Annotated in this window: 23 protein-coding genes; 15 read left to right on the forward strand and 8 right to left on the reverse strand. The window is 70.6% G+C overall.

Annotated elements, in window-relative coordinates:
* Positions 1-7: 7 nt before the first annotated feature.
* The 3 genes from ABH923_RS12430 (at position 8) to ABH923_RS12440 (ending at position 2,912) form a co-directional block, all read left to right on the forward strand.
* Positions 8-1,045 (forward strand): SIS domain-containing protein, encoded by a 1,038-nt coding sequence (locus ABH923_RS12430; protein WP_370055676.1) that lies wholly within the window; start codon positions 8-10, stop codon positions 1,043-1,045.
* Positions 1,042-2,007, forward strand: coding sequence for an ROK family protein (locus ABH923_RS12435; RefSeq protein WP_370055677.1), 966 nt, complete (start codon positions 1,042-1,044; stop codon positions 2,005-2,007). The genes ABH923_RS12430 and ABH923_RS12435 overlap by 4 nt, the downstream gene beginning before the upstream one ends.
* Positions 2,008-2,165: 158 nt before the next feature.
* A complete protein-coding gene (locus ABH923_RS12440; protein ID WP_370055678.1) occupies positions 2,166-2,912 on the forward strand; it encodes a hypothetical protein in 747 nt (248 codons plus the stop codon).
* 55 nt (positions 2,913-2,967) lie between these two features.
* On the opposite strand, the gene ABH923_RS12445 is transcribed toward ABH923_RS12440, so the two are convergent.
* Positions 2,968-3,393: a hypothetical protein gene (locus tag ABH923_RS12445; RefSeq protein WP_370055679.1), complete on the reverse strand. Its 426-nt coding sequence runs from the start codon at positions 3,391-3,393 to the stop codon at positions 2,968-2,970.
* A gap of 40 nt (positions 3,394-3,433) precedes the next feature.
* Positions 3,434-4,408: an RNA polymerase subunit sigma-70 gene (locus ABH923_RS12450; protein ID WP_370055680.1), complete on the reverse strand. Its 975-nt coding sequence runs from the start codon at positions 4,406-4,408 to the stop codon at positions 3,434-3,436.
* A 171-nt stretch (positions 4,409-4,579) separates the two neighbouring features.
* Here ABH923_RS12450 and ABH923_RS12455 point away from each other — a divergent pair, with 171 nt between their 5' ends.
* Positions 4,580-5,026, forward strand: coding sequence for an SRPBCC domain-containing protein (locus ABH923_RS12455; RefSeq protein ID WP_370055681.1), 447 nt, complete (start codon positions 4,580-4,582; stop codon positions 5,024-5,026).
* Positions 5,027-5,044: 18 nt separating this feature from the next.
* On the opposite strand, the gene ABH923_RS12460 is transcribed toward ABH923_RS12455, so the two are convergent.
* Positions 5,045-5,899 (reverse strand): lipase family alpha/beta hydrolase, encoded by an 855-nt coding sequence (locus ABH923_RS12460; RefSeq protein ID WP_370055682.1) that lies wholly within the window; start codon positions 5,897-5,899, stop codon positions 5,045-5,047.
* 226 nt (positions 5,900-6,125) lie between these two features.
* On the reverse strand, positions 6,126-8,567 hold the full coding sequence (locus ABH923_RS12465) for a LamG-like jellyroll fold domain-containing protein (protein WP_370055683.1): 2,442 nt from the start codon (positions 8,565-8,567) through the stop codon (positions 6,126-6,128).
* Positions 8,568-8,929: 362 nt separating this feature from the next.
* On the opposite strand from ABH923_RS12465, the gene ABH923_RS12470 reads away from it, so the two are divergent.
* From ABH923_RS12470 to ABH923_RS12515, 10 genes are all read left to right on the forward strand, one after another.
* Complete coding sequence (locus ABH923_RS12470; protein ID WP_370055684.1) at positions 8,930-9,940, forward strand: LacI family DNA-binding transcriptional regulator; 1,011 nt, start codon at positions 8,930-8,932, stop codon at positions 9,938-9,940.
* A gap of 144 nt (positions 9,941-10,084) precedes the next feature.
* Positions 10,085-11,092: a LacI family DNA-binding transcriptional regulator gene (locus ABH923_RS12475; RefSeq protein ID WP_370055685.1), complete on the forward strand. Its 1,008-nt coding sequence runs from the start codon at positions 10,085-10,087 to the stop codon at positions 11,090-11,092.
* A 79-nt stretch (positions 11,093-11,171) separates the two neighbouring features.
* A complete protein-coding gene (locus ABH923_RS12480; RefSeq protein WP_370055686.1) occupies positions 11,172-12,425 on the forward strand; it encodes an extracellular solute-binding protein in 1,254 nt (417 codons plus the stop codon).
* 28 nt (positions 12,426-12,453) lie between these two features.
* A complete protein-coding gene (locus tag ABH923_RS12485) occupies positions 12,454-13,428 on the forward strand; it encodes a carbohydrate ABC transporter permease (RefSeq protein ID WP_370055687.1) in 975 nt (324 codons plus the stop codon).
* Positions 13,425-14,243, forward strand: a complete 819-nt coding sequence (locus ABH923_RS12490; protein ID WP_370055689.1) for a carbohydrate ABC transporter permease — start codon at positions 13,425-13,427, stop codon at positions 14,241-14,243. Before ABH923_RS12485 ends, ABH923_RS12490 begins: the two co-directional genes overlap by 4 nt.
* 3 nt (positions 14,244-14,246) lie before the next feature.
* Positions 14,247-15,974: an amylo-alpha-1,6-glucosidase gene (locus ABH923_RS12495; protein ID WP_370055690.1), complete on the forward strand. Its 1,728-nt coding sequence runs from the start codon at positions 14,247-14,249 to the stop codon at positions 15,972-15,974.
* Positions 15,971-17,911, forward strand: coding sequence for a glycoside hydrolase family 127 protein (locus ABH923_RS12500; protein WP_370055691.1), 1,941 nt, complete (start codon positions 15,971-15,973; stop codon positions 17,909-17,911). The genes ABH923_RS12495 and ABH923_RS12500 overlap by 4 nt, the downstream gene beginning before the upstream one ends.
* Before the next feature lie 92 nt (positions 17,912-18,003).
* Positions 18,004-18,339, forward strand: a complete 336-nt coding sequence (locus ABH923_RS12505) for a metalloregulator ArsR/SmtB family transcription factor (RefSeq protein ID WP_370055692.1) — start codon at positions 18,004-18,006, stop codon at positions 18,337-18,339.
* Positions 18,336-18,839 (forward strand): SRPBCC domain-containing protein, encoded by a 504-nt coding sequence (locus ABH923_RS12510; protein WP_370055693.1) that lies wholly within the window; start codon positions 18,336-18,338, stop codon positions 18,837-18,839. The genes ABH923_RS12505 and ABH923_RS12510 overlap by 4 nt, the downstream gene beginning before the upstream one ends.
* 5 nt (positions 18,840-18,844) lie before the next feature.
* On the forward strand, positions 18,845-19,225 hold the full coding sequence (locus tag ABH923_RS12515) for a VOC family protein (RefSeq protein WP_370055694.1): 381 nt from the start codon (positions 18,845-18,847) through the stop codon (positions 19,223-19,225).
* Here the strand turns inward: ABH923_RS12515 and ABH923_RS12520 are convergent.
* The 4 genes from ABH923_RS12520 to ligD form a co-directional block, all read right to left on the reverse strand.
* The gene (locus ABH923_RS12520; protein ID WP_370055695.1) at positions 19,213-20,346 is read right to left on the reverse strand and encodes an alkaline phosphatase family protein; all 1,134 of its coding nucleotides are present in this window, start codon (positions 20,344-20,346) and stop codon (positions 19,213-19,215) included. The genes ABH923_RS12515 and ABH923_RS12520 overlap by 13 nt on opposite strands.
* Entirely contained in the window at positions 20,343-21,644 is a 1,302-nt protein-coding gene (locus ABH923_RS12525) for an alkaline phosphatase family protein (RefSeq protein ID WP_370055696.1), read from the reverse strand. Before ABH923_RS12525 ends, ABH923_RS12520 begins: the two co-directional genes overlap by 4 nt.
* Positions 21,645-21,731: 87 nt before the next feature.
* Positions 21,732-21,938, reverse strand: coding sequence for a hypothetical protein (locus ABH923_RS12530; RefSeq protein WP_370055697.1), 207 nt, complete (start codon positions 21,936-21,938; stop codon positions 21,732-21,734).
* A 62-nt stretch (positions 21,939-22,000) separates the two neighbouring features.
* Complete coding sequence (ligD, locus tag ABH923_RS12535; protein ID WP_370055698.1) at positions 22,001-23,239, reverse strand: non-homologous end-joining DNA ligase; 1,239 nt, start codon at positions 23,237-23,239, stop codon at positions 22,001-22,003.
* A gap of 142 nt (positions 23,240-23,381) precedes the next feature.
* Between ligD and ABH923_RS12540 the strand changes: the two genes are divergently transcribed.
* Positions 23,382-23,672: a lactococcin 972 family bacteriocin gene (locus tag ABH923_RS12540; RefSeq protein WP_370057357.1), complete on the forward strand. Its 291-nt coding sequence runs from the start codon at positions 23,382-23,384 to the stop codon at positions 23,670-23,672.
* Positions 23,673-23,703 lie beyond the last annotated feature (31 nt).

The following is a 23,703-nucleotide window of genomic DNA, read 5'->3' on the forward strand; positions in this document are numbered from 1 at the left end:
ACCGACCATGACGACGCTCACCCCCTTCGAAGAGGACATCCTGGAGCAGCCCGCCGCCCTGCGACGGCTCGCCGCGGCAGGCCCGATCCCGGAGCTCGCCGCCCTCGGCGCCCGACGCTGGGACCGGATCGTGTTCACCGGCATGGGCAGCTCGCACTTCGCGAGCATCCCGACCTGGCGCAGCGCCGTCCACGCCGGGCTCGACGCCTGGCGCATCGACGCCGGCGAGTTGCTGGACTCCCCGGAACTGCTCACCCCGGACACGCTTCTCGTCGCGACTTCCCAGTCGGGCGCCAGCGGCGAAGTCGTCGAGCTCCTCGACCGCCTGGAGGCCGGCCGGCTCCGTGCGGGTCTGCTGGCGGGGATCGCGGCGGACCCGGCGAGCCCGCTCGCACTGCAGTCCGGCGTGTACCTGCCGCTCCTGAGTGGCGACGAGGCCACGGTGAGCACCAAGAGCTACCTCAACACGCTCGCGGAGCACCGGCGCCTCACGGCGGTGCTCACGGGAGAGGACCCGGCCGTCGTGGAGGCGGAGATCGCGGCCGCGGCCGACGCCGTCGAAGCACAGCTCGCCCGCGGCATCGACGGCGAGCTCGCGTCGCGGACGCTGTCGCCGGCGCGCCCCCGGCTCGCCGCGGTCGCCAAGCGCGACGATGCGGCGACCGCGCTGCTGGCCGGTCTCATCACCAAGGAGTCGTCCAAGGTCGCGATCGAGGGCTACGTCGGCGGTCAGTTCCGGCACGGGCCGTTCGAGCTCGCCGGCCCGGGTATGACCGCCTTCCTCTACGGCGCGTACGAGTCGGACGAAGACCAGAGCACCATCCGCCTCGCCGGGGACCTCGTGGAGAGCGGCGCCAACGTCGTCCTCGTCGGGGACCTCCGGGTGGAGGGTGCGACGACCGTGCGGACGCCGGACGGCCCGTCGCTGACCCGGCTCGCGACCGGTGCGGTCGTGGCGGAGCTGGTCGCCGTCGACCTCGCGCGGGTGAACGGCGTCGTGCCGGGCGCGTTCGCGTTCGGCAGCAAGGTCACGACCACGCTGTGAACGACACCGGATCGTCGCCCCGTAGCGAGCTCGCCATCGGCATCGATCTCGGAGGAACGGGCACGCGGCTGGTGGCCCTCGACGGCTACGGGGACACCGTGGCGCAGCTCGTCGTCCCGACGCCCGCCGACCTGCCCGGCGACGCGGCGGTCGCGTTCCTCGCCGAGCGGGTCGGGTCGCTGCCCGGCCCTGCGGTCGTCCGCTCCATCGGGATCGGCGCGAGCGGGCCCATCGACGCCGAGGGGGTCATCCGGAACCCCGACACCCTCCCCGCGTTCACGGGCATCGACCTCGCCGGGCCGCTCGGCGCCGCCTTCGCCGCACCGGTCGCCGTCGACAACGACGCGGTGACCGCCGCGATCGGGGAGGCCGCGGTGGGAGCCGGGCGCCCCTTCCGCAGCGTGCTGATGCTGACCCTGGGAACCGGCGTCGGCGTCGGCGCGCTCGTCGACGGCGAGCCTGTCCGCGGTGCGGACGGCGTCCACCCGGAGGCCGGCCACCTCAGTCTCTCCGGACGGGACGCGCCCTGTTACTGCGGTCGCACCGCGTGCCTGGAGCAGGTGGGCTCGCGGTCGGCGCTCCAGCGGTCGGCGAGCGCGCTCCTCTCGCGGCCCTCCGGAGGCCCGCAGGACATCGTGGCGGTCTACGATCGCGCGCTCGCCGGAGACGAGGCCGCGACCGCGCTGTTCGACGACTACGGGAGCGGGATCGGCGACGGCCTCCTCGACCTGCTGACCGTGCACCGCTCGGCGTGCGTCATCCTCGGCGGAAGCGCCGCGACATACTACCCGGCGTTCGGTGCAGCGCTCCGCGCCCGGCTCAGCGCGGTCACGACCTACGTCGCGCCGCCGCCGGTGCGGGTGTCCGAGCTGGGCGACCTGGGCGGCGCGCTCGGCGCGGCGATCCTCGGCTCCCGGCGACCGGACCGGAGCTCCTGGCTCTCGCTCGGCCGTGCCCGCTGAAGCGCGGGATCCGTCCTCACCCCCCCCGCCAGCCGCCGCGGCAACCCCAGCCACACGGTCTACCGCAGTCGTCCGTTTGGCCGCCAACCTCTGATGAGCGCAGGCACGCCTATTAGTTTCGCATTCCTCATGTCTGTACGAACTCACATAGTACGCTAATGGCAGAAGCCATGAAGCGCCGCTGCCGCCTGGGGCACCGGTGGCGTGGTTGTGCAGACGAAGGAAGTGAGGATCCGTTGAAACGGTGGTTGAAGTCTCTGCTTGCGAGTGGCGTGGCGCTTGGGCTCGTGGTCGGGGGTGCAACCGCGGCGCACGCGTCGGACGAGCCGGAAGTGAAGCTGGTGGTGCAGCACGAGGACGCATGGGTCGATGTGGACATGGAAGCTTTGGAGACCGCAACCCTCGACCTGAATCCGCCCATGACAGCTGAACCCGGGAAACCCGCGTCGCGGCTGATCGATTGGAATCAGTGGTTCGGCTGCTTCTCGCTCAACAACGAGACCGATGTTCTCGCGCGTTACTGGTTCCCGTGGGATGGCCGCCTGAAGCCCGTCAACCTCAAGTGCGGAAACTCCAGTTACGGGTACAAGCACATCCGCGAGGGCCATGAATCTCAATGGCAGGATGTCCTGAATACGGCTCGCGCTCGCGGATGGCAGTCAGCCCAGTATGGTGTCGAGTCCTGGGACGACCTTATGTCCGGGGTGACCAGTGGAGTAGTCGCTGACCCCGGCCCGGGGGCGACCTTCTACCCGGTTTCCAACAAGTGGTGCACCAAGACCATGTTCGGGCTCTGGGACAGTGCCCAAAAGTCGATCATCTACGAGTTCGGAGTCGAGACGGCGTGGGCGTCGGACAGTGACCGTCTCATCACGTCATTCCCCTCGTCCCGCAAGGTTTGCTGACCGATTGGGGCCGGCGTCCGAAAGGGCCTCGGCCCCAATCCTGAGTCGGCGCTCGTTATTCGGCTCGGTGCTCCGCGACGATTTCTGCACTGTCCCAGAGCTCCCGGGTCAGCCAGTCAACGAGTTCGTCTCCGCGCACCAGCCACTTGTCGCGCTGAGCTGCGTCGCGCCAACCGTCACCCGGGCCGACGGCGATCTCCCACTCGTCGTACCACCGCCGTAAAGCGGTGACGAGTTCGTCGCTCAGCCCATATTGGTCGGGGGTCGCCGTGTAGCCAAAGTCCGGGTCCCAAAGCGGCCAATTATGGCCGTGGTCGGGAAAGAACCTGATCGTGTGCAACTCTCGTGCTCGCGACCGCACGTTCCTGGCGATAGTGGCCTCGGCCGAGGAGTAGGGAGGTACGAGCAGTTCCTCCTGAGTTGCCGGGTCGACCGTTCGAAACCACGAGGAGTCCCGATCCGGCAATTCCTCGCGCTTCATACGATCCAGGCTACGCGGCATTCGCATAGCCCCGCGCCTCTCACCCCGCCAGCCGCCGCGGCAGCCCCAGCCACGCGCCGGCCCCCGGCTCGAAGTGCGTCACCTCCGCCACCCGGCCGCCGGCCACCCCGATCACCAGCACCCCCACCAGGTGCAGCCCGCCCGACACCGGGTCGCGCACGTACTCGCCCCACGCCGGCTGCCCGTTCGCGCCGGTCGGCACCATCCGCTCGATCGTGCGGCGGTGGTCGGTCATCGGGGCGAAGAAGGCCGCCGCGGCCTCCGGGCCGCGGTACTCGAACGGGAGCGGCGGCATCCGCACCCAGACGTCGTCCGACATCAGGGCGACCAGGTCTTCGACCGCACCGGATGTGAACGCGGTGACGAAGCGCTCCAGGAGCTCCGGGTCAGGGTCGATCGGGTCGACGGCGTGCGGAGCGTCCGCGAGTGTGGCGCGAGCGCGTTTCAGTGCGCCGTTGAGGGAGTCGACCGTCACGCCGAGGAGGTCGGCGGCCTCCGCAGCGGGGTAGCCGAGCACGTCGCGGAGGAGGAGGGCGGCCCGCTGGGAGGGCGGCAGCAGCTGGAGGGCGCGCGTGAACGCGAGGGTGACCGCCTCCCGCGACTCGTACTGCGCCTCCGGGCCGGGGGCGTCGTCGGGGAGGCCGTCGAGCAGCGAGTCGGGGTACGGCTCCAGCCAGGACACCTCGCCGAGCGCGGTGGGCCGGGCGACCGGGGCGTCCACCTCGGCCGGCCTGCGGCGTCCGGCGCGGAGCACGTTGAGGCACCGGTTCGTCGCGATCCGGTAGAGCCAGGTCCGCAGCGACGACCGGCCCTCGAAGCCCGGCAGGCCCAGCCAGGCGCTCAGCAGGGTGTCCTGCACGGCGTCCTCCGCGTCCTGCACCGAGCCGAGCATCCGGTAGCAGTGCACGTGCAGCTCGCGGCGGTGCGGCGCGGTCAGCGCGTCGAATGCGGCGCGGTCGCCGCCGAGCGCGGCGTGGAGCAGCTGGTCGTCCATCGTCCCTCCCTCCCCGGCGGTCCGATTCTGGTCGTCCGTCTCCCCTGTGTCGACACCCGGGACGCCGAGAACTGGTCGAGGAACGCGTGACCAGTTTGCGCGCCCGCCGGCGTCTACCCCGGTGAATCGACAACCGCGGGTCGACGACCCGCGCACCGAAGGGAGAGCACCATGACCACGCAGACCGCCACCGACTACACCACCACGATCGACCTCGACCGCAGCCCGGACGAGGTCTCCGCCGCCATCGCGGACGTCGGCCGCTGGTGGCTCGGCGACGTCACCGGCCAGGCGGAGCGGGTGGGGGACGAGTTCACCTACCGCTACCGCGACCTCCACGACAGCACGCAGCAGGTCACCGTGTTCGAGCCGGGGCGTCGCATCGTCTGGGACGTGATCGACAGCGAGCTCGGCTTCGTGGCGGAGCCCGACCCGTGGACCGGCACGCGGATCGTGTTCGACCTCCAGCCGTCCGGCGACGGGACGCGCCTGACCTTCACCCACGAGGGCCTCACGCCGGCGAAGGAGTGCTACGACGCGTGCTCCGCGGGATGGGACCACTTCGTCGTCGGCAGCCTGCGCCGGTTCGTGGAGACCGGCGCAGGCGTGCCGCTGTGACGAAGCGTCAGACTCCGGTCAGCCGGCGCAGTTCGGCTGGTAGGCCGGGTCGGCCGGACCGTTCGGCACGCTGAGCGCCTCCAGCACGAGCTGCTGCACGACCGGGTCGTTGGGGGACTGATCGTGCTCGATCGGGTCGGCCGGGCACTTGTCCTGGATGACGGTGTTGGTGACCTGCGAGGGCGAGCCGCTCAGCGCCTGGCTCTGGTACGGCGTCACCACCTCGTCGTGGGTGGTCGAGATGACGGTGTAGCTCGGTCCCCTCACGGTGTCGCCGATCGAGTTCAGCTTCTGCAGGAACGCGGAGCCCGCGGTCTGGTCGGCGCACGCCGGGCAGGCCGACGGGTCAGCGCTGGTGAGCGCCGGCAGCCCGTCCGGTCCCGGGACGATGACGCCGTGGGTGCCGTGGTTGGAGGGCGCGATCCCGATGAGCTGGTGCACCTTCTTGGCGCCGCCGAGGAAGCCCAGGTAATAGCGGGGCATCATCCCGCCCTGACTGTGACCGACGAGGTCGACCTTCGTGGCCTTCGTGGAGGCCAGCACCGCGTCCACGAACGGGGCGAGCTGCTGGGCGGACTGGGCGATCGGGCCGGACGCGTCCACGCCGTTGTACTGGCCGTAGTCCAGGGCGAACACGCAGTAGCCCGCCTGCTTGAGCACGGGCGACATGGTGGACCAGTTCTTCGCCATGCTCTCGAACGTCCCCGGCACCAGGATCACGGGGTACGGGTGCGCGGCGGAGGGCACGCACGACCAGTCGTTGGCGCCGGGAGGCGAGACGGAGACGGTGTCCGCCTGGGCGGGCAGGGCGATCGCCAACGACCCGAGGGCCGCCGCGGTGGCGGCGACGAGCAGCTTCTTCAGTAACGACATCGGTACCTCTTCCTGTGCGCCCGGCGGATCGGAGTAGGGGGTCTCCACCGCGGACGCGAGTGATGCCGTGACACGGTAGACGCGGTGCGGGGAGGGTCAAGCCGATCGCAGGCTTCCGGGAGGCTTCGCTCAGGTGGCGTGCAGGTGAGCCGGTGTCGAGCAAGCGGCGAACGCTGAGGAGGGGGCGGCGGATGCCCGCCGTCCCCTCCTTATCGTCGCGGTCGCGTCAGCCGGCCACGGGCGTCAGCGTCCAGAAGTGGTCCGCCGTCGCCGCGTCGGACGCGGTGGTGGAGGTCCCGCTCGCCGTCACGACGACCAGCGTGCCGTTGCGGCCGTGGCTGGAGGAGTCGACGATCGTGGTGCCGCCGGCCTCGTCGAAGGCGTAGTGCGCCACGTCCCCGCTGCCCACCGTTGCGGAGGCGAGGGCCGCGACCTCCGACGCGCCGAGCGCCCGCGAGTAGATGTTGAAATCGTCCACCTTCGCGTCGAGCGCCGGGTCGTTGTACTGCGACTTGCCGATCCAGTCGTTCGGCGTGGCTCCCATCGCGGACGGGTGCACGGTCATGTTCGTGTTGGTGCCGACGACCTGCCCGTTCACGTACAGGGTCCCGGTCGTCCCCGAGAGCGTCACCGTCACCAGAGACCACTGGCCGACAGGCAGCACGCTGGTGGCGTCGATCCGCTGCTCAGCGCCCGGGCCTCCCGTGGTGATGGCGAAGCGGAGGCCGGTGCCGGAGTTCACGGTCAGGAACATGTTGGTGCCGGGGCCGTTGCCGAAGTCGAACACGCGCGACCACGTGGTGTTCGCCGACGGGTCCACCCAGGCGGAGACCGTGTAGTCCGCGGTCAGCCCGCTGACGATCCCGGCCGGCAGCGAGACGTAGGACGCGGTGTGGCAGAAGTCGAGCGCGGTGCCGACCCGGCCGGGCGCACGCGGCCCGTCGACGGCGCAGGTCGGGGCGCCGTCGGTCCACTGGACCACGGAGGCGCCCGGCGCCGTGCTCATCGACGAGACCGCGAGGACCAGCCCGCTGCCGGCGTTGGCCAGCTTGACGCGGCCGTCCGCTGCCGGGATGACCTGCCAGAGCTGGTCGTCGCCTCCGGTGTCCGCGCCGACGACGACCTGCGCACCGTTCGCCGTGGGGGCCGACTGCACCCCGAGCACCGCGTGGGTCGCGCCGTTCACGACCTTGTAGAGGCCGGCGCCGCTGTAGACGAGCTTCCACATCTGGCTCGCGCCGCCGGTGGCCGCCGCCTGGTCGGCCGACGTGCCTGCGGTGTCGAGCGCGAGGCCGCTGTTGCCGTTGGTGAGCGTGTACTGGCCGTTGAGGTTCGTGACGGTGTTCGGGCGGGTGATGACGAGGTGATACCCGAACGCGGCGTTCATGGCGACCGGTACGGTGATCGAGCCGTCCGAGCCGACGTGGTACAGCGTGTTCGAGATGGTGATCGGCGCGGCCGTCGGGGTGGTGCGCCCGTACGACGGCGTGTACTCCAGCTTGACGCCGACGGCGTTGCCGAACTTGAGCGCGTTCAGCCCGTCGACGTGGATGGCCGTCGCACCGCTCCCGCCGCCCGCGATGACGTCCACCTCGGTCTTGTCCGCGGTGACGGAGGCTGCGCCGTCGAGGCCCGTCGACGCCGGCGGGGTGGTGGTGACCATGCTCCCGCTCATGTCGCCGTACCACGTGTAGAGCCAGTACGAGCCGTTGGGCGACCCGCCGGTGTCGGTGAGGGTGTCGCCGAGCGTGCCGTAGTGGTTCCAGAAGGCGAGCTCGGCGTTGTCCACGCCGTAGCGCTCGAACTTGGCGATGTAGCCGACCAGCGGTCCTGGCACGCCGATCTCGGACGGGGTCGCGTACTCCTCGATGGCGATCGGCCGCGGGGTGATCCCGAGGCTCTTCTCGATCGCCTCGACCTTCGCGATGTCGCCCTGGATGTGCGACGAGCTCTCCAGCTCGTGCCAGGCGATGATGTCGGGCACCGTGTTCGTGGCGACGGCGTTGGCGAGGAAGCCCTGCATCCCGCTGATGTTGTCCGAGTAGCTCGGACCCTGGATCGGCGTGGTGGCGTCGAGCGATCGGACCTCCCGGTAGGTGCGCGTCCACGCGTCATTGAAGGATCCGGCCTTGGCGGTGTCCCAGGTCCAGTCGGGCTCGTTCCAGAGCGCATAGGCGGAGATGTTCTTCGCGCCGGACGCCTGGACCGCCTTCACCTGCGTGTCGACCGCGCCGAGCCAGTCGCTCCAGCTCACCCACTTGTACGGGAAGTCCGGGTACCAGTCGGACATGCGGACCACGACCTTGGCGCCGGCCGCGGCGGCCTCCGGAGCGACGACGAGGGCGTCGCCTGCCGGGGCCGGCTCGCCGTTGGGGAGCTGATGGCCGCCGGGAGCCATCTGGACGAACGTGTTGGGCTTGATCGCCTGCACCAGGGAGTCCGAAGGGACGGTGCCGCTCGCCAGGCCGTACAGGGAGCCGGTGGCCACGTGCGTGACCGGGCGGAACGGCTGGTCGGCGTGGACTTCGAGGGTGGAGGCCGCGCCGGGGAGCGCGACGGCGGGGGCTGCTGCCAGGGCGGCGCCGGATGCTCCCAGGGCGAACGCGGTGAGCGTGGCCGTCAGGGCGGTCGGCGACCACCTCCTGCGGGGTGTCGTGCGTGACGTCATCTTGTGTTCTCCGTTGATCCGATGAAGTGGCGGTATTCGAACCGGTTCGATGACTCCGCGTCGGCTACGAGTGCCTGATCGGGGGAGAGAATCGGACGAATGGCCGTGGCCAGCACCGTAACAGCGCGTTTTCGCGAGGTCAAGCACTTTAGCGAACCGGTTCGACAATCCCGCGTCACGACATTCGTGCCGAATCGCGCCTTTCGCGGTGCCACAGCCGCGATTCGTGCCGAATGGGCGGGGCCAGGGGCACCACGTCCACCTCGATTCGTGCCGAATCGTGCGAATGCCCGGGTGAGAGGCACGATTCGCGACGAAGGCGCGTGCGAGAATCGTGGTCGACCCCGGCGAAGGAGGCTCGAGTGGCAACGATCGGCGACGTCGCCAGGGCCGCAGGCGTCTCACGGAGCACGGTGTCGTACGCGCTCTCCGGCAAGCGCGTCATCTCCGAGGAGACGCGGCAGCGCATCGAGGAGGCCATCCAGGCGCTCGGCTTCACACCCAACGCCGGCGCCCGCGCCCTCGCCACCGCGCACACGAACGTGCTCGGGCTGTATCTGCAGTTCCAGGAGGACGAGTTCGCTCCTGCGATGCTGCAGTACGTCCTCCCGGTGTCGACGACGGCGCGCGCCGAGGGCTACGACCTCCTGATGGTCACCGACGCCGACCTGGTCGGCGCGATCCGCCGGACGACCTCCTCGCACATGGTCGACGGCGTCGTGCTCCTCGACGTCACCTACGACGACGTCCGACTGGAGCCGTTGCGTGACGCCGCGCAGCCCGCCGTCCTCATCGGTTACGCCCGGGATTCCGCGGGTTTCGACTCGTTCGACCTCGATTTCGGCGAGGCGGCGCGGATGGCCGTGGACCACCTCGCGGAGCGCGGCCACCGCGAGCTGATGCTGGTCACGCCGCCCGGCCACGTGGCAGACCGCGGCGGCTCGTACGTGTGGCGCTTCCGGGACGCCGCCCTCGAGCGGGCGGCCCGGTACGGCCTGCGGCTGAGCGTCCACGCCGGAGACTCGCGTCACCCCGGGATCACCGAGGAGCTGGACCGGGCGTTCGACGCCCACCCCGAGGCGACGGCGCTGATCGTGCACAACGACGCGACCATCGCGGCGCTGCCGCGGTACCTCGGCGATCGCGGCATCCGCGTGCCGGACGACCTGTCGGTGGTCGGCGTCTTCTCCCAGGACTTCGGGCAGGCCTTCTCGCTGCCGTACACGGCGGTGGAGTCGCTGCCCGACCGGCTCGGCGAGCTCGCGGTGGAGCAGCTCGTCCGGCGCATCGCGGACCCGGCGATGGCCGGTGCGCCGATCGTGCGGCTCATCGAGCCCGGGTTCATCGACCGCGCCAGCACCCGCTCGCTGTAGGGATCGCGGCTCCTACCGCTGATTCTCCGCGGTTTCACCCGAGCGAACCGCTTCGACTTGAAATGCGCCCGAACCCGCGCTACAGTCATCGAACCGGTTCGACGATTAACTCGAACCCAACTCGACGGCGAAGGAGGCAGCAGCGTGGCAGTCACCATCTCGGACGTCGCCCGGCACGCGGGCGTGTCCCCGAGCACCGTCTCGTACGCGATCTCCGGCAAGCGCACCATCTCGCCCTCCACCCGCGAGCGGATCGACGCGGCGATCGCCCACCTCGGCTTCACCGCCAACGCGGGCGCCAGGGCCCTGGCCACCTCGCAGACGATGGTGATCGGCCTGCTCACGCAGTTCCACCAGGACGAGTTCGCGCCCGCCATGCTCCAGTACGTGCTCCCGGTCTCGGACACCGCCCGGGAGCTCGGCTACGACATCCTGCTCGTCACCGAGACCGACGCCACCGCGGCGCTGAACCGCGTGACCCGGACCGGCATGGTCGACGGCGTCGTGCTGCTCGACGTCATCCACGAGGACCCGCGGCTGGAGACCATGCGCGCGGCCCCGCAGCCCGGAGCGCTCGTCGGCCTCCCGAAGCACACCGAGGGGCTCGACGTCTTCGACCTGGACTTCGGGGAGTCGGCGCGCATGCTGGTCGACCACCTCTACGGGCTCGGACACCGGGAGATCGTGGTCGTCTCGCCGCCGAAGCACGTCTTCGAGCGCGGGGGAGCCTACGGCTGGCGCTTCAGGGACGCCGCCCTCGAGCGGGGTGCCAGGTACGGCCTCCAGATGCACCCGTACTACGGCGAGAGCCAGCAGCCGGCGATCGGCCACAGCATCAACGCGATCCTCGACGCCCGCCCGACGGCGACGGCGCTGATCGTCCACAACGACGCCACCATCGCGGCCCTGCCGGCGGTGCTGGCGGCGCGCGGAACCCGGGTGCCGACGGACTTGTCCGTCGTCAGCCTTTACTCCAAGGACTTCGGCCGAGCCTTCTCCCTGCCATACACGGCGGTGGAGAGCTCGCCCGATCAGCTGGGCCAGCACGCGGTCCGGCAACTCGTGCGGCGGATCACGAACCCGGAGCTCGCGGGAGCCCCGGTCACCCGATTCGTCGCGCCGGAACTGACGACCCGCGGAAGCACCCGATAACCCGACTCGAAACGCAGCGCATCCCCCACCGCTTCCCGGTCCTCACCGAACAACTGCACATCATTCAAGGAGGAATACTGTGATCGCCACCAAGCGAACGCGCATCATCGGCGCCGCCATGCTCGCGGCCACCATCATCGGCGGAGTCTCCGCCTGCTCCGGCGGTTCGGGCTCCGGCTCGTCCAGCAGCGCGGGCGGCACTTACACATTCTGGGATCCGTACCCCCAGTTCGACGCCTCTGCTGCCTGGACCAAGCTGGTCGAGCAGTGCGGCACCCAGGCCGGCGTCACCGTCAAGCGCACCGGTTACGACACCAGCGCGCTGACCAACAAGGCGCTCCTGGCCGGCCAGCAGGGCAGCTCGCCCGACCTGCTGCTGGTGGACAACCCGGTCGTCTCGACCCTCGCGGACGCCGGCATCCTGACCAGCACCGCCGAGAACAAGCTGGACACGTCGGCCATCCAGAAGAACATCATCGCCGCCGGCCAGATCGACGGGAAGACCTACGGCGTCCCGATCGGCGCGAACACCCTGGCGCTCTACTACAACAAGAAGGTCCTGGCCGCAGCCGGAGTCGACATCTCCACCGTCAAGGACTGGTCCAGCCTGACCGACGCGCTCGCCAAGGTGACCGCCGCCGGCAAGAAGGGAATCACCTTCTCGGCGATCGGCACCGAGGAGGGCAGCTTCCAGTTCCTGCCGTGGTTCTGGGGCTCCGGCGCCAACCTCAAGCAGCTCGACTCGTCGAAGGCGCAGCAGGCGCTCAGCCTCTGGACCGACTGGGTGAAGAAGGGCTACGCGCCCAACTCGGTGATCAACAACACCCAGACCACGTCCTGGCAGGAGTTCGCCACCGGCGACTACGCGTTCGGCGAGAACGGCACCTGGCAGCTCGGCAACGTGAAGGCGGCCGGGATCGACTACGGCATCCTGAACATCCCCGGGATCGACGGAGGCTCGGCTCCGGCCCCGACCGGCGGCGAGTTCATGACCATCCCGGTCCAGAAGGACACCGCCCGCTACGCCACGTCGAAGAAGATCGCCGAGTGCCTCACCAGCACCAAGAGCTTCGTGAACACCGACAACACCCTCTCCTACATCGCCCCGACCGCGGCGGCGCAGCAGGAGCAGGTGGCCGGGAACCCCGAGCTCAAGCCGTGGGTGGACGCCGTCGCGGCCGCGAAGGGCCGCACCAGCGACAACCTGGGCACCAAGTACCCGAAGATCTCCCAGCAGCTCTGGGGTGCGGTGCAGAACGCGCTCTCGGGTTCGCAGACCCCGCAGGCGGCACTCCAGGCCGCGCAGACGGCCGCCGCGGCAGCCACGAAGTAACCGCCCCACCGCAACAGAGGTAAAACCGATGACAACCCTCCAGACAGCGCCGAACGGCTCTGTCCGACCCGACGGCGGGGTGGCGGATGCCGCCACCCCGCCCCGGCGCCGCTCCTCACGGCGGCGCAGCGGCCAGTGGGCCGCCTGGGCGTTCCTCGCCCCGGTGGTCGTCTACCTGGTCGTCTTCTATGCCTTCCCGCTCTACCGGAACATCGAGCTGAGCGTCCGCGACTACACCGTGCGCTCGTTCGTGATGGGCGACGCCCCGTTCGTCGGCCTGGACAACTACGTCAAGGTGTTCCAGAACCCGACCTTCGCGCCGGCGATCCTCCACACCGCGCTGTTCACGGTGATCTCGATCGTCTTCCAGTTCTCGATCGGGATGGTGCTGGCGGTCTTCTTCCACCAGAACTTCCGCCTCTCGGGCACGTTGCGCGCGCTGTTCCTGGTGCCGTGGCTGCTGCCGCTGATCGTGTCGGCCTCCTCCTGGTCGTGGATGCTGAACAGCGACTCGGGCGTGGTCAACGCCGCCCTGCACGCGTTCGGGATCGCGCCGGTCAACTGGCTGACCTCGCCGGACTGGGCGCTGACCAGCGTGATCATCGCCAACATCTGGATCGGCATCCCGTTCAACCTGGTGATCCTGTACTCGGGGCTGCAGAACATCCCCACCGAGCTGTACGAGGCCGCGTCGCTCGACGGCGCCAACGCCTGGCAGAAGTTCTGGCGGGTCACCTTCCCGCTGCTGAAGCCGGTGTCGGCCATCACGATCCTGCTCGGACTGATCTACACGCTCAAGGTGTTCGACATCATCTGGATCATGACCCGCGGCGGCCCCGGCACCGCCTCGACCACGCTGTCGACCTGGTCGTACCAGCTCGGGTTCGCCTCCACGCTGCCCGACTTCAGCCCGGCGGCCGCCGTCGGCAACATCCTCATCGTGATCGCGCTGATCTTCGGCCTCATCTACATCCGCACCCAGCGAAAGCAGGACCTCGCATGACCGGCAAGCGGCCCTGGTGGAAGACCGCGCTCGGGGTGGTTCTGACCGCGCTGATGCTCTTCCCGGTCTATTGGATGATCAACGTCTCGCTCACACCGACGAGCCTGATGCGCAAGAGCCCGCCCGACCTGTTCCCGTTCCACGCGACCTTCGAGGGCTACCAGGCCGTCATCAACGACCAGCTCCCGAACCTCGGCACCAGCCTCCTCGTCGGGCTGGGCACCGTGATCCTCACCGTCGCGATCGCCGCGCCTGCGGCCTACTCGCTGGCGAAGCTGCGCCCGCGGGGGAGGGGCGTCCTCAACTTCGTGCTGCTGATCGCGCAGATGATCCCCGGCATCATCATGGCGATGGGGTTCTACGCGATCTACCTCAACCTCGGGATGCTCAACAGCATCGGCGGCCTCATCGTCGCCGACTCGACCCTGGCCGTCCCGTTCGGGGTGCTGATCTTCTCCGCCTTCATGGCCGGGATCCCGGACGAGCTGCTGAGCGCGGCGAAGATCGACGGCGCGGGAACGTGGCGCACGTTCCGCAGCATCGTGCTGCCGGTCAGCCGCAACTCGATCGTGACCGTCTCCCTGTTCGCGTTCCTGTGGGCGTGGTCGGACTTCATCTTCGCCTCGACGCTGAACTCGGGCGGCCCGCTGCAGACCGTGACGCTCGGCATCTACAAGTACATCGGCAACAACAACCAGGAGTGGAACGCGATCATGGCCACCGCCGTCGTCGCCTCCATCCCCGCCGCTGTGCTGCTTGTGATCGCCCAGAAGTACGTCGCCGCCGGGGTCACGGCCGGCGCGGTCAAGGACTGATCCGTGGCCGACCGATCAGACCTCGCGCTCGACATCGACGAGGTGCCCTTCTCCACGCGCGGCTCGTGGCTGGACCTCTCCCGCATCGTCGGACTGCATCGCCGGGCGGACGACGTCCACCTGGTGACGCACCGGACCGGGATGCACCCGATCCTCAGGCTGACGCCCCGGCTCGACGGCGCGGACGCGGAGTGCCGGGTCGCGCTGCGCCCGCACACGATGGCCTGGGAGCGCGACGGTGCGGTGATCGAGGCCGTGTTCGACGGCCCGGACGCGCTCCGCCTGCGCGGCGACGGGCTCGGGATGCGGTTCGCGGCGCCGGCCGAGCTCACCCCGTTCACCGGTGGCTACCTCTTCCGCGACCCGCTCGACGGCGCGTTCGTGCTCACCAGCTACGAGTCGGGCCGGCGGTACCGGCTGACCGTCCTGCGCGGCGACGTGGAGGTTGTCGGCGCCGAGGTCACCGGCAGCGGCAAGCGTCACATCGAGGCAGGCTCGGCGCCCTGGGAGATCGCGCTCGAAGAGCTCGGCACGGCCGCCGCACCCTACGCCGCCACCGCGACCTTCGAGGAGCTCGTCGCGCGGCAGCGGAGCGCGTTCGAGGCCTACGCCGACCGTCTCCGCGGTGCCGCCGAGGAAACCCCGGGGACGCGGAAGGCCGCCTACGTCCTGTGGTCGGCCACTGTCGCCCCGTCGGGCTTCGTCGGACGGGAGGCCGTCCTCATGTCGAAGCACTGGATGGACAAGGTGTGGAGCTGGGACCACTGCTTCAACGCACTCGCGCTCGCCCCGGGCGACGCGGACGCCGCGCTCGACCAGTTCCTCCTGCCGTTCGACCACCAGGACGCGTCCGGCGCCCTCCCGGACTCGGTGACCCACTCCGAGGTCCTCTACAACTTCGTCAAGCCGCCCATCCACGGCTGGGCCTTCCGCGAGTTGGAGGCGCGGGCGTCGCGTCCGTTCACGCCAGCGGAGCTGGCCACGGTGTACGAGCGGCTGGCCGCGTGGACGCGGTTCTGGCTCGACTCCCGCCGGGCGCCGGGGCACGCCCTCCCGTACTACCAGCACGGCAACGACAGCGGCTGGGACAACGCGACCACCTTCGACACCGATCGCGTCATCGAGTCGCCGGACCTCGCGGCGTTCCTGATCCTGCAGCTCGACGTGCTCGCCGGGCTGGCGGACCGGCTCGGGGAGGCGTCCGGCGACTGGATGGAGGCCCGCGACGGCCTCGCGCGCGCTCTGCTCGGCGAGCTCTGGACGGGCGACCGGTTCGTCGCGCGCGCCGTCGACTCGGGCCGGCCGAGCAGCAGCACCAGCCTCCTGAACGCCCTGCCGATCGTCCTCGGCGAGCAGCTCCCGCCGGAGGTCGCCGAGCGGCTGGCCGCCACGATCGCCGGCCACCTCACCGAGTGGGGACCGGCGACCGAGCCTGTGGACTCGCCGCGGTACGAACCGGACGGCTACTGGCGCGGCCCGATCTGGGCGCCCTCCACGGTGCTCATCGAGTCCGGCCTGCGCCGCGCCGGGTTCGAGGAGCTGGCCGACCGGGTCAGCGCCGCTTTCCGCCGGGTCTGCGAGCGGTCCGGCTTCGCCGAGAACTTCGACGCCGTGACCGGCGACGGCCTCCGCGACCGCGCCTACACGTGGACCGCCGGCGCCTACCTCGTCCTGCACGCGGACGCGCGGGAGCGCGACACCGCCCGACTTCTGACCATCGGAGAACGATGACCGACACCCTGCCGAAGCCCGCCGCCGTCGCGACCGCGATCGGCGGCCCCGTCGCCCCGTCGCGCTCGCGGTTGCGCCCGCTGAGTCTGGCGGAGGCGCGGGTCGTCGGAGGCTTCTGGGGCGAGCGTCAGGAGCTGAACGCGTCGGCGATCATCGGCCACTGCGAGACCTGGATGGAGCGCATCGGCTGGATCGGCAACTTCGACCGGGCCGCCGCGGGAACCGTGGCCGCCGAGCACGCGGGCATCGAGTTCGTGGACTCGGAGGTCCACAAGCTGCTCGAGGCGATGGCCTGGGAGCTCGGCCGCGCCGGCGATCCCGCCCTCCAGGAGCGCTACCGGTCGCTCGTCGCCCGTGTGGCCGCCGCGCAGGAGCCGGACGGCTACCTCCACACGTCCTTCGGCCGCGACGGCCAGCGTGCCAGATACTCCGACCTGGAGTGGGGCCACGAGCTGTACTGCTTCGGGCACCTGATGCAGGCGGCGGTCGCCCGCGTCCGGACCGGGCACTACGACCTCCTCGTCGACGTCGCCCGGCGGCTCGCCGACCACGTCTACCGCGAGTTCGGGCCGGGCGGCCGGGACGCCATCTGCGGTCACCCGGAGATCGAGCCGGCGCTGGTGGAGCTCGGCCGTGCGCTGGACGAGCCGCGCTACGTGGAGCTCGCTGAGCTGTTCCTCGCGCGGCGCGGCCGGCGCACCCTCGCGACGACGCTCTTCCAGAGCAGCGAGTACTTCCTCGACGACCAGCCGGTGCGCGACGCGGAGGTACTGCGCGGGCACGCCGTGCGCGCTGTCTACCTCGCGTCCGGCGCCGTCGACCTCGCCGCCGAGCGTGACGACGCCGACCTGCTGGCCGCGATCGAGACGCAGTGGGCGAACACGGTCGCCAAGCGCACCTACCTCACCGGCGGCATCGGCTCCCACCACCAGAACGAGGAGTTCGGCCACGACTTCGAGCTGCCCGACGACCGCGCGTACGCCGAGACGTGCGCTGCGATCGGCTCGGTGATGCTGAGCTGGCGACTGCTGCTGCAGACCGGCGACGCGAAGTACGCCGACCTGATCGAGCGCACGCTGCTCAACGCCGTGCTGGTGTCCCCGCGCGAGGACGGCCGCGCCTTCTACTACTCGAACACCCTCCACCAGCGGGTGCTGGGGGTGGAGACGCGGGACGACGAGCTCAGCGAGCGGGCGGAGGCCAGCCTCCGGGCGCCCTGGTTCGAGGTCTCGTGCTGCCCGACAAATGTCGCCAGGACGCTGGCGAGCGTTGCGGCGTACTTCGTGACAGCGGATGCGGACGGGGTGCAGGTGCACCAGTATGCGGACCTCGACGTCGACACGACCCTCGCGTCGGGCGTCCGGGTGGCCTTCGAGCTGCGCACCGGATACCCGTTCGACGGCGGCGTGGCGGTGACGGTGCTCAGTGAGGGGGAGTTCACTCTGCGGCTGCGCGTCCCGGCCTGGGCCGCGGGCGCGCACTCGGCGACGATCGACGGGGAGCCGGTCGCGATCGTGGACGACTACTTCACCGTCGCCCGGAGCTTCCGCCGCGGGGACGAGGTCCGGGTGGCCTTCGACCTGACGCCCCGCGTCGTCGCGGCGCACCCGCGGATCGACGCGGCGCGCGGCGCGGTCGCCGTCGAGCGCGGCCCGCTGGTGCTGGCGCTGGAGTCTGTCGACCTCCCCGCCGGGGTGGACTTCGACAGGGTGCGGGTGGATCCGACGCTTGTGCCCGAGGCGACGCCGGACGGGGCGAGTGTGCGGCTGCGGGTGTCCGGCGGCGGGGACGCGAGCGCGTGGCCGTATGCCGAGGTCGGGTCCCGCGCCGTCCAGGACGGGGAGCAGCAGGTCGTGGAGGCGCGCCTCCGCCCCTACTTCGCGTGGGCGAACCGCGGCCCGAGCCTGATGCGGGTGTGGATCCCCACCGCCGAGTGAGAGACCGCCCGGTCGCCGGCCGACGTCATCGGTGCCGGCGGCCGGGCTTATTCGGCATTGCCTTAATTAAGCGTCCGCTGTACTATCGATCCATGACCACCCCCACCACCGCCTTCGCCGCGCTGGCCGACCCCACCCGGGCGGCCATCGTCGACCTGCTCGCCCGGCGCGGCGAGCTGGCGGCGGGGGAGATCGGGGCGGAGTTCACGACCAGCGCGTCCGCAATCTCCCAGCACCTGAAGGTGCTGCGCGAGGCGGGCCTGGTGACCGTGGAGAAGCGGGCGCAGCAGCGCGTCTATCGGCTGGACGCGTCGGCGCTCGCCGGGGTGGAGGGCTGGCTGGCCGACCGTGCCAGGCAGTGGGCCGCGCGGATGGACAAGCTGGCCGCGCACATCGAGAAGACACGAGACAGGGGAGAACTCTCATGACGAACGAGACGACGGACATCGTGGTGCGGCGCATCCTGAACGCACCGGTCGCCACCGTGTGGCGGCTGTGGACCGACCCCGAGCTGGTCACCGAGTGGTGGGGCCCGGAGGACTACACGTCGCCGTCGGCGCAGGTCGACCTGCGCGAGGGCGGCTCCTACGTGTTCAGCATGCGCGCGCCGGAGTACCAGGGCGGCGCCGAGAGCTTCACCGGCGGCACCTACACCGCGATCGTGCCGGAGGAGCGGCTCGAGTTCACGCAGAGCATCACCGACGAGGAGGGCGTGCCGCTTCCCGACGACCAGCTCCCCGAGGGCTTCACGCAGAACATCCGCACGGTGGTGGAGTTCGCCGACGTGGGAGGGCTCACCGAGCTCACGATCACCGAGAGCGGCTGGTCCCGCAGCCTGATGTCGGTGTTCGCGTACGCGGGCATGCACCAGTCGCTCGACAAGCTGACGACGGACGTGCTCCGCCGGCTGACCGCCGCGGTCGCCTGATGGAGATGCGGCTGGAGCTCGTCCCGCTCCCGGTCTCCGACGTCGACCGGGCCAAGGCGTTCTACGCGGACACGATCGGCTTCGTCCTCGACCACGACGTGCAGCCGGGCAACGGGATGCGGATCGTCCAGCTCACCCCGCCCGGCTCGGCGTGCTCGATCGCGTTCGGCACCGGGATGGGGACAGGGGAGCCGGGCGCGAGCACGGTGAACGGACTCCACCTGGTGGTCGACGACATCGCCGCGGTGCGCGAGGAGCTGGTCTCCCGCGGCGCCGACGTGGGCGACATCCGCGACATGGGCGGCGTGAAGTTCGCCTCCTTCAGCGACCCCGACGGCAATACCTGGGAGCTGCAGGACCTGACCGGGCTCGCTCAGTTGCGGTAGTTGTAGACGTCCAGCCCGAAGCGGTTGAGCCCCGGAGTCGCCGCGTAGCCCAGGTAGGGCAGCCCGAAGGTGTCCTCGATGCTCGCGAGCAGGCTGTAGTGGTTGTACGGGGTCGTGGACCAGGTGCCGCCCTTCACGAACGGCGACAGCACGAGCGCCCCGACCCGGCCGCCGCCGAGGCCCGAGATGCCGGGGAGCGGCGAGTTCGGCCCCGGCCCCTCGTTGCAGCAACTGGAGGCGTCCGACTGCGGGCCGTCCGACTCGTCGAAGGTGATCACCAGCGCGCCGTCCTGCTTGAACGCGGGCGAGGAGGTGATCTTCGGCACCCACTGCTTGAGCCAGGCGTCGGCGCTCGCCAGCCCGCCCGGCCTCCCGTCGACGCACGGCGAGTCGTGGCCGTCGTCGCACAGGTTCGGCGTGATCAGGGAGAAGTTCGGCGTGGTCGCGACGGACGTGAGGTCGGTCGGCAGCCGCGAGAGGTCGACGTCGTTCGCGGCGCAGGCCGCCGACCCCGTGAGGCTATGGAAGTACACGAAGGGGTTGTGGCGGGCGGCGTACTGATCGCCGACCTTCGCCTTCTGCGTGTCGTCGACCGCGCCGAGGGCGGGATGCCGGCACGGCGTCCCCATGTCCTCCATGTAGCCCTTCCAGGTGCGGCCGGACGCGGTGAGCTGGTCGGCCACCGTCTTCACCGTCGACGGGAACACGCAGCCGTCGCCGACCGCCTGACCGGGGGAGGCGGTCCCGCTGCCGGCGAACGGCGAGTAGGTCTGGCAGTCCGCCTGCATCTGCGGGTTCGGGCCCTGGCCGGAGATCTCGGCCACGTAGTTCGGTTGCGAGTTGTGGGCCGTCCCGTAGTAGGAGTTCAGCAGCACGCCCTGGCTTCGCAGCGTCGTCGACAGGTACGGCGCCGCCGAGCCGGGCCCCCAGGTCTCGTCGTAGCCCTTGTTCTCCAGGTTGATCACGAAGACGTGCTTCGCCCCGGGGAGGTACGATCCCGTCGTCGCGGCGCTCACGGTCTCCGTGGCGGACGGCTGGAACGCGAAGGCGACCCCCGCGACGGCTGCCGCCGCGACGGCGAGGCCCGCGATGAGCCGGGTGCGTGTTCTCCTGATGGTCACGGCAGCGTCCACCCTTCTGCGACGGCCTTCTGTTTGAGCGGCGCCCACTCCTCGGCGGCGGGCGGCCCGACCGGTGCGCACGCCGGGCCGGCGACGAACGGCGGCACGGTGTAGGTCGGCGCGGCCGGGTTCGGCGCCGATGCGAAGTCGAGGACTTCGGCGAGGTTGCGCGCGCCGGCGTCGCGCGGGGTGAGGGCGGGGAGGCCGAACCTCCACTCGATCGCCTTCAGCACCGACGTGTGGTCGTACGTGCCGTGCGCAACAGCGCCGCGGCGGGCGCGTGGCGAGACCACCATCGACGGCACGCGGAAGCCGCGCTGGCCGGTGCCGGCCGTAGGGGTCGCGTCGGCGGCCGTGCCCGGCACGACATGGTCGAAGAAGCCGCCCCACTCGTCGTAGTTGATGACGAGCATGGTCCTGGCCCAGGTCGGCGAGGTCGTGACCGCGTGGTAGACCTCGTTCAGGAACAGCTCGCCGCTGCGGAGGTCGGCGTGCGGGTGGTCGTCGCCGGAGGTGCCGGACGACTCGTCCTCGAAGCGCGGGTCGACGAACGACACCGCAGGCAACGAGCCGCTGGCGCAGTCCGCGAGGAAGTCGGAGTAGGGGTGCGAGATGCCGAGGTACTTCGACCCCCACAGCGCGAGGAAGGGCACGTCGCTGAAGTAGTACTTCCCGCTGACGCCTGCCGACGCGAGCTCGTCCCAGATCGTCGGCATCGTCGCCGTCGCCGTCGAGTTGTGGAGGCGGTCGGTCTGCGCGGCGTGCATGTAGATGCGGTTCGGGTACGTCTCGGCGAGCGTCGCCGCGAAGTACTGGTCGCACACCGTCCACTGCGGGCCCGCCTGACCCCAGAAGCCGAGGTCCGCCTGAGCGTAGTAGCCGATCGAGAAGTCGTCGTTCTCGCCGGCCTTCAGCCAGCCGTCGCACTTGCCGCCGTTGAGCTCGATGCGGCCGCCCTCGTAGGAGTGGTCGGGGTCGGGGTGCCCGCAGCCCTGGAAGTCGGCGAGGTGGTGGGGCGTGTGCGGGAAGCCGTACCGGTCGGTGTAGCGCAGGCCGCTCGGCATCCCGGTCGCGCCGGGCATCCAGCCGGTGAGGTGGTCGAACGAGCGGTTCTCCATCATCACGACGACGATGTGGTCGATGCCGGAGGCTGCGGGAGCTGGGAGCGGCGGCGTGGAGGCGGTCGTCGCGCCCGGAGTCGTTGTCGCGGCGTTCGCGGCGAAGGCGGTGCCCGCGGCGATGGCTCCGGCCGTCAGGCCGCCCGCCAGGTTCAGGAAGTGTCTGCGATCGACGTTCACGTCAGGCCACGGAACCACGGGGGCGCGCACATGTGACCCCCGTCGGGTGAGGCGTCACTCAGCGGTCACGCAGCCGTCACCCGCTGTTCACCCGGTGCGACGGGGACGCCTCCGTGCGATCCCGAGCACGATCAGCACCACCCCCACCACCAGCAGGACCACGCCGACGATGCCCCAGAACGAGGACCCGCTCATTACGGACCCGCCGAGCACGTCGGTTCCCTGCAGCGTCCACACCAGACCGATCGCGGCGAGGATGATGCCGGGGACGAGGAACGGCCAACTGCGCTTCATGGGCTCAGAGTACGTCGTGAACGCTCCGGCCTGAATGACCGATCGCGCCGTGACCCACCGCGTCAGGGCCTCCCCGGCCACTCCCGCCCGGCCCACGGGTCGTAGTCGGCCACGAGCGCGCCCTGCTCCGGCCGGTCGGCCTCCTGCACGTGCTGGAGGTTGATCCGCACCCGGTACCACTGCGAGCTCGACCCGCGCATCCCGTCCAGCAGCTCGTCGGCCGGGTGCAGCGACTCCGCCACCTGGGGGTGGGCCGCCTTCCACTGCTCGAGGGCCGCCAGGGCCTCCGGCTTGGTCTTGGTGCGTGCCACCTCGATGAGCGGCATCTGCGAGACCCGGCGGCCGGCGCCGTCGCCGGCCCGCGGCGGCTTCTCGGCCGGCCCGAGCCGCTTCGCCAGCGCCAGCAGCGCGTCCAGCGACCCCGCGGCGTCGTCGATCCCGGCGTGCGGGTCGCCGACCTCCGCGAATCGCGCGGGCACCGTCAGGACGGTGAACTCCTCCGGCCGGCGCTCGCGCACCTCGTCCCAGTCGAGCGGGGTGGAGACGCGCGCGTCCGGCAGCGGCCGGATCGAGTAGGCGGAGGCCACCGTGCGATCCTTGGCGTTCTGGTTGAAGTCCACGAACACGCTCTCCCCGCGCTCCTCCTTCCACCAGCGCGCCGTCGCCAGCCCCGGCGCCCGGTTCTCGACCTCCCGCGCGAGCGTCTCCGCCGCGAGCCGCACGTCCGCGAAACTCCACTCCGGCGCGATGCGGACGAGGATGTGGAGGCCGCGCGACCCGCTCGTCTTGGGCCAGCCGACGAGCCCGTGATCCTCCAGCACCTCCCGCGCGACGAAGGCCACATCCACGATCTGCGACCAGTCGACCCCCGGCATCGGGTCCAGGTCGACCCGCAGCTCGTCGGGATGGTCGAGGTCCTCCGCCCGGACGGCGTGCGGGTTCAGGTCGAGGCAGCCGAGGTTGGACACCCACGCGAGCCCCGCGGCGTCACGGAGGACGGCCTCCTCGGCGGAGGTCCCGCGGGCATAGTGGAGGGTCGCGGTGTCGATGAAGTCGGGATGCCCCTCCGGCACGCGCTTCTGGAAGAACGGCTCCTGCGTGAGCCCCTTCACGAACCGCTTCAGCACCATCGGCCGCCCGCCGGCCCCGCGCAACGCGCCGTCCGCGACGGCGAGGTAGTACCGGGCGAGGTCGAGCTTGGTGAGCCCTGGCTCGGGGAAGACGACCTTGTCCGGGTTCGAGATGCGGACGTCGTGGCCGCCGGCCTCCAGGAACACCTCGGACTTCGACGACGGGGTCATGCCGCCACGGTAGCCGCGGGGGCGGCGCGGGGCCAGGGGGCTCTGGGGCGACCGCGCCCTCTGGACAGGTCGGGCTATGGTGGGTTGTGGCATTGAAATCGGCAATGTCACGTGCAACAGAAGGATAGCGATTGTGAAAGTCATGAACAAAGTTGTTTCGACGGTCCTCGCGACGGGGGCCCTGACGATCGGGGCGGCCCTCGGCGCGGCCCCGGCGAATGCGTACACGAGTTACCCCGAGGGCGGCACGTGGGACTACGGCAACTCCGGGAAGACGTGGTCGAACTACCACCACGGCTCGAAGACGCACCGTTCCACCGCGTGCAATTCCTACACCTGTCTGAGGTCTTCCGACGCGGGGAGAGGCTCGTGGTCGTACTCCTCGGTCGCGTGGACCGTGACCGGAAACACTTGGTACTACTACAACTACTAGGACCGGGAGGGTGGGGTGGCAGAGGCCACCC

Origin of the sequence: Leifsonia sp. EB41 (genome assembly GCF_041262565.1) — a bacterium.
Lineage (GTDB): Bacteria > Actinomycetota > Actinomycetes > Actinomycetales > Microbacteriaceae > Leifsonia.

What these genes read in the sequence shown, in the direction of transcription:
- ABH923_RS12430 (WP_370055676.1), top strand. Translation starts at nt 8, where the DNA reads ATGACGACGCTCACCCCCTTCGAAGAGGACATCCTGGAGCAGCCCGCC.
- ABH923_RS12440 (WP_370055678.1), top strand. Translation starts at nt 2,166, where the DNA reads ATGGCAGAAGCCATGAAGCGCCGCTGCCGCCTGGGGCACCGGTGGCGT.
- ABH923_RS12445 (WP_370055679.1), bottom strand. Translation starts at nt 3,393, where the DNA reads ATGAAGCGCGAGGAATTGCCGGATCGGGACTCCTCGTGGTTTCGAACG.
- ABH923_RS12450 (WP_370055680.1), bottom strand. Translation starts at nt 4,408, where the DNA reads ATGGACGACCAGCTGCTCCACGCCGCGCTCGGCGGCGACCGCGCCGCA.
- ABH923_RS12455 (WP_370055681.1), top strand. Translation starts at nt 4,580, where the DNA reads ATGACCACGCAGACCGCCACCGACTACACCACCACGATCGACCTCGAC.
- ABH923_RS12460 (WP_370055682.1), bottom strand. Translation starts at nt 5,899, where the DNA reads ATGTCGTTACTGAAGAAGCTGCTCGTCGCCGCCACCGCGGCGGCCCTC.
- ABH923_RS12465 (WP_370055683.1), bottom strand. Translation starts at nt 8,567, where the DNA reads ATGACGTCACGCACGACACCCCGCAGGAGGTGGTCGCCGACCGCCCTG.
- ABH923_RS12485 (WP_370055687.1), top strand. Translation starts at nt 12,454, where the DNA reads ATGACAACCCTCCAGACAGCGCCGAACGGCTCTGTCCGACCCGACGGC.
- ABH923_RS12490 (WP_370055689.1), top strand. Translation starts at nt 13,425, where the DNA reads ATGACCGGCAAGCGGCCCTGGTGGAAGACCGCGCTCGGGGTGGTTCTG.
- ABH923_RS12500 (WP_370055691.1), top strand. Translation starts at nt 15,971, where the DNA reads ATGACCGACACCCTGCCGAAGCCCGCCGCCGTCGCGACCGCGATCGGC.
- ABH923_RS12505 (WP_370055692.1), top strand. Translation starts at nt 18,004, where the DNA reads ATGACCACCCCCACCACCGCCTTCGCCGCGCTGGCCGACCCCACCCGG.
- ABH923_RS12510 (WP_370055693.1), top strand. Translation starts at nt 18,336, where the DNA reads ATGACGAACGAGACGACGGACATCGTGGTGCGGCGCATCCTGAACGCA.
- ABH923_RS12515 (WP_370055694.1), top strand. Translation starts at nt 18,845, where the DNA reads ATGCGGCTGGAGCTCGTCCCGCTCCCGGTCTCCGACGTCGACCGGGCC.
- ABH923_RS12530 (WP_370055697.1), bottom strand. Translation starts at nt 21,938, where the DNA reads ATGAAGCGCAGTTGGCCGTTCCTCGTCCCCGGCATCATCCTCGCCGCG.
- ligD (WP_370055698.1), bottom strand. Translation starts at nt 23,239, where the DNA reads ATGACCCCGTCGTCGAAGTCCGAGGTGTTCCTGGAGGCCGGCGGCCAC.
- ABH923_RS12540 (WP_370057357.1), top strand. Translation starts at nt 23,382, where the DNA reads ATGAACAAAGTTGTTTCGACGGTCCTCGCGACGGGGGCCCTGACGATC.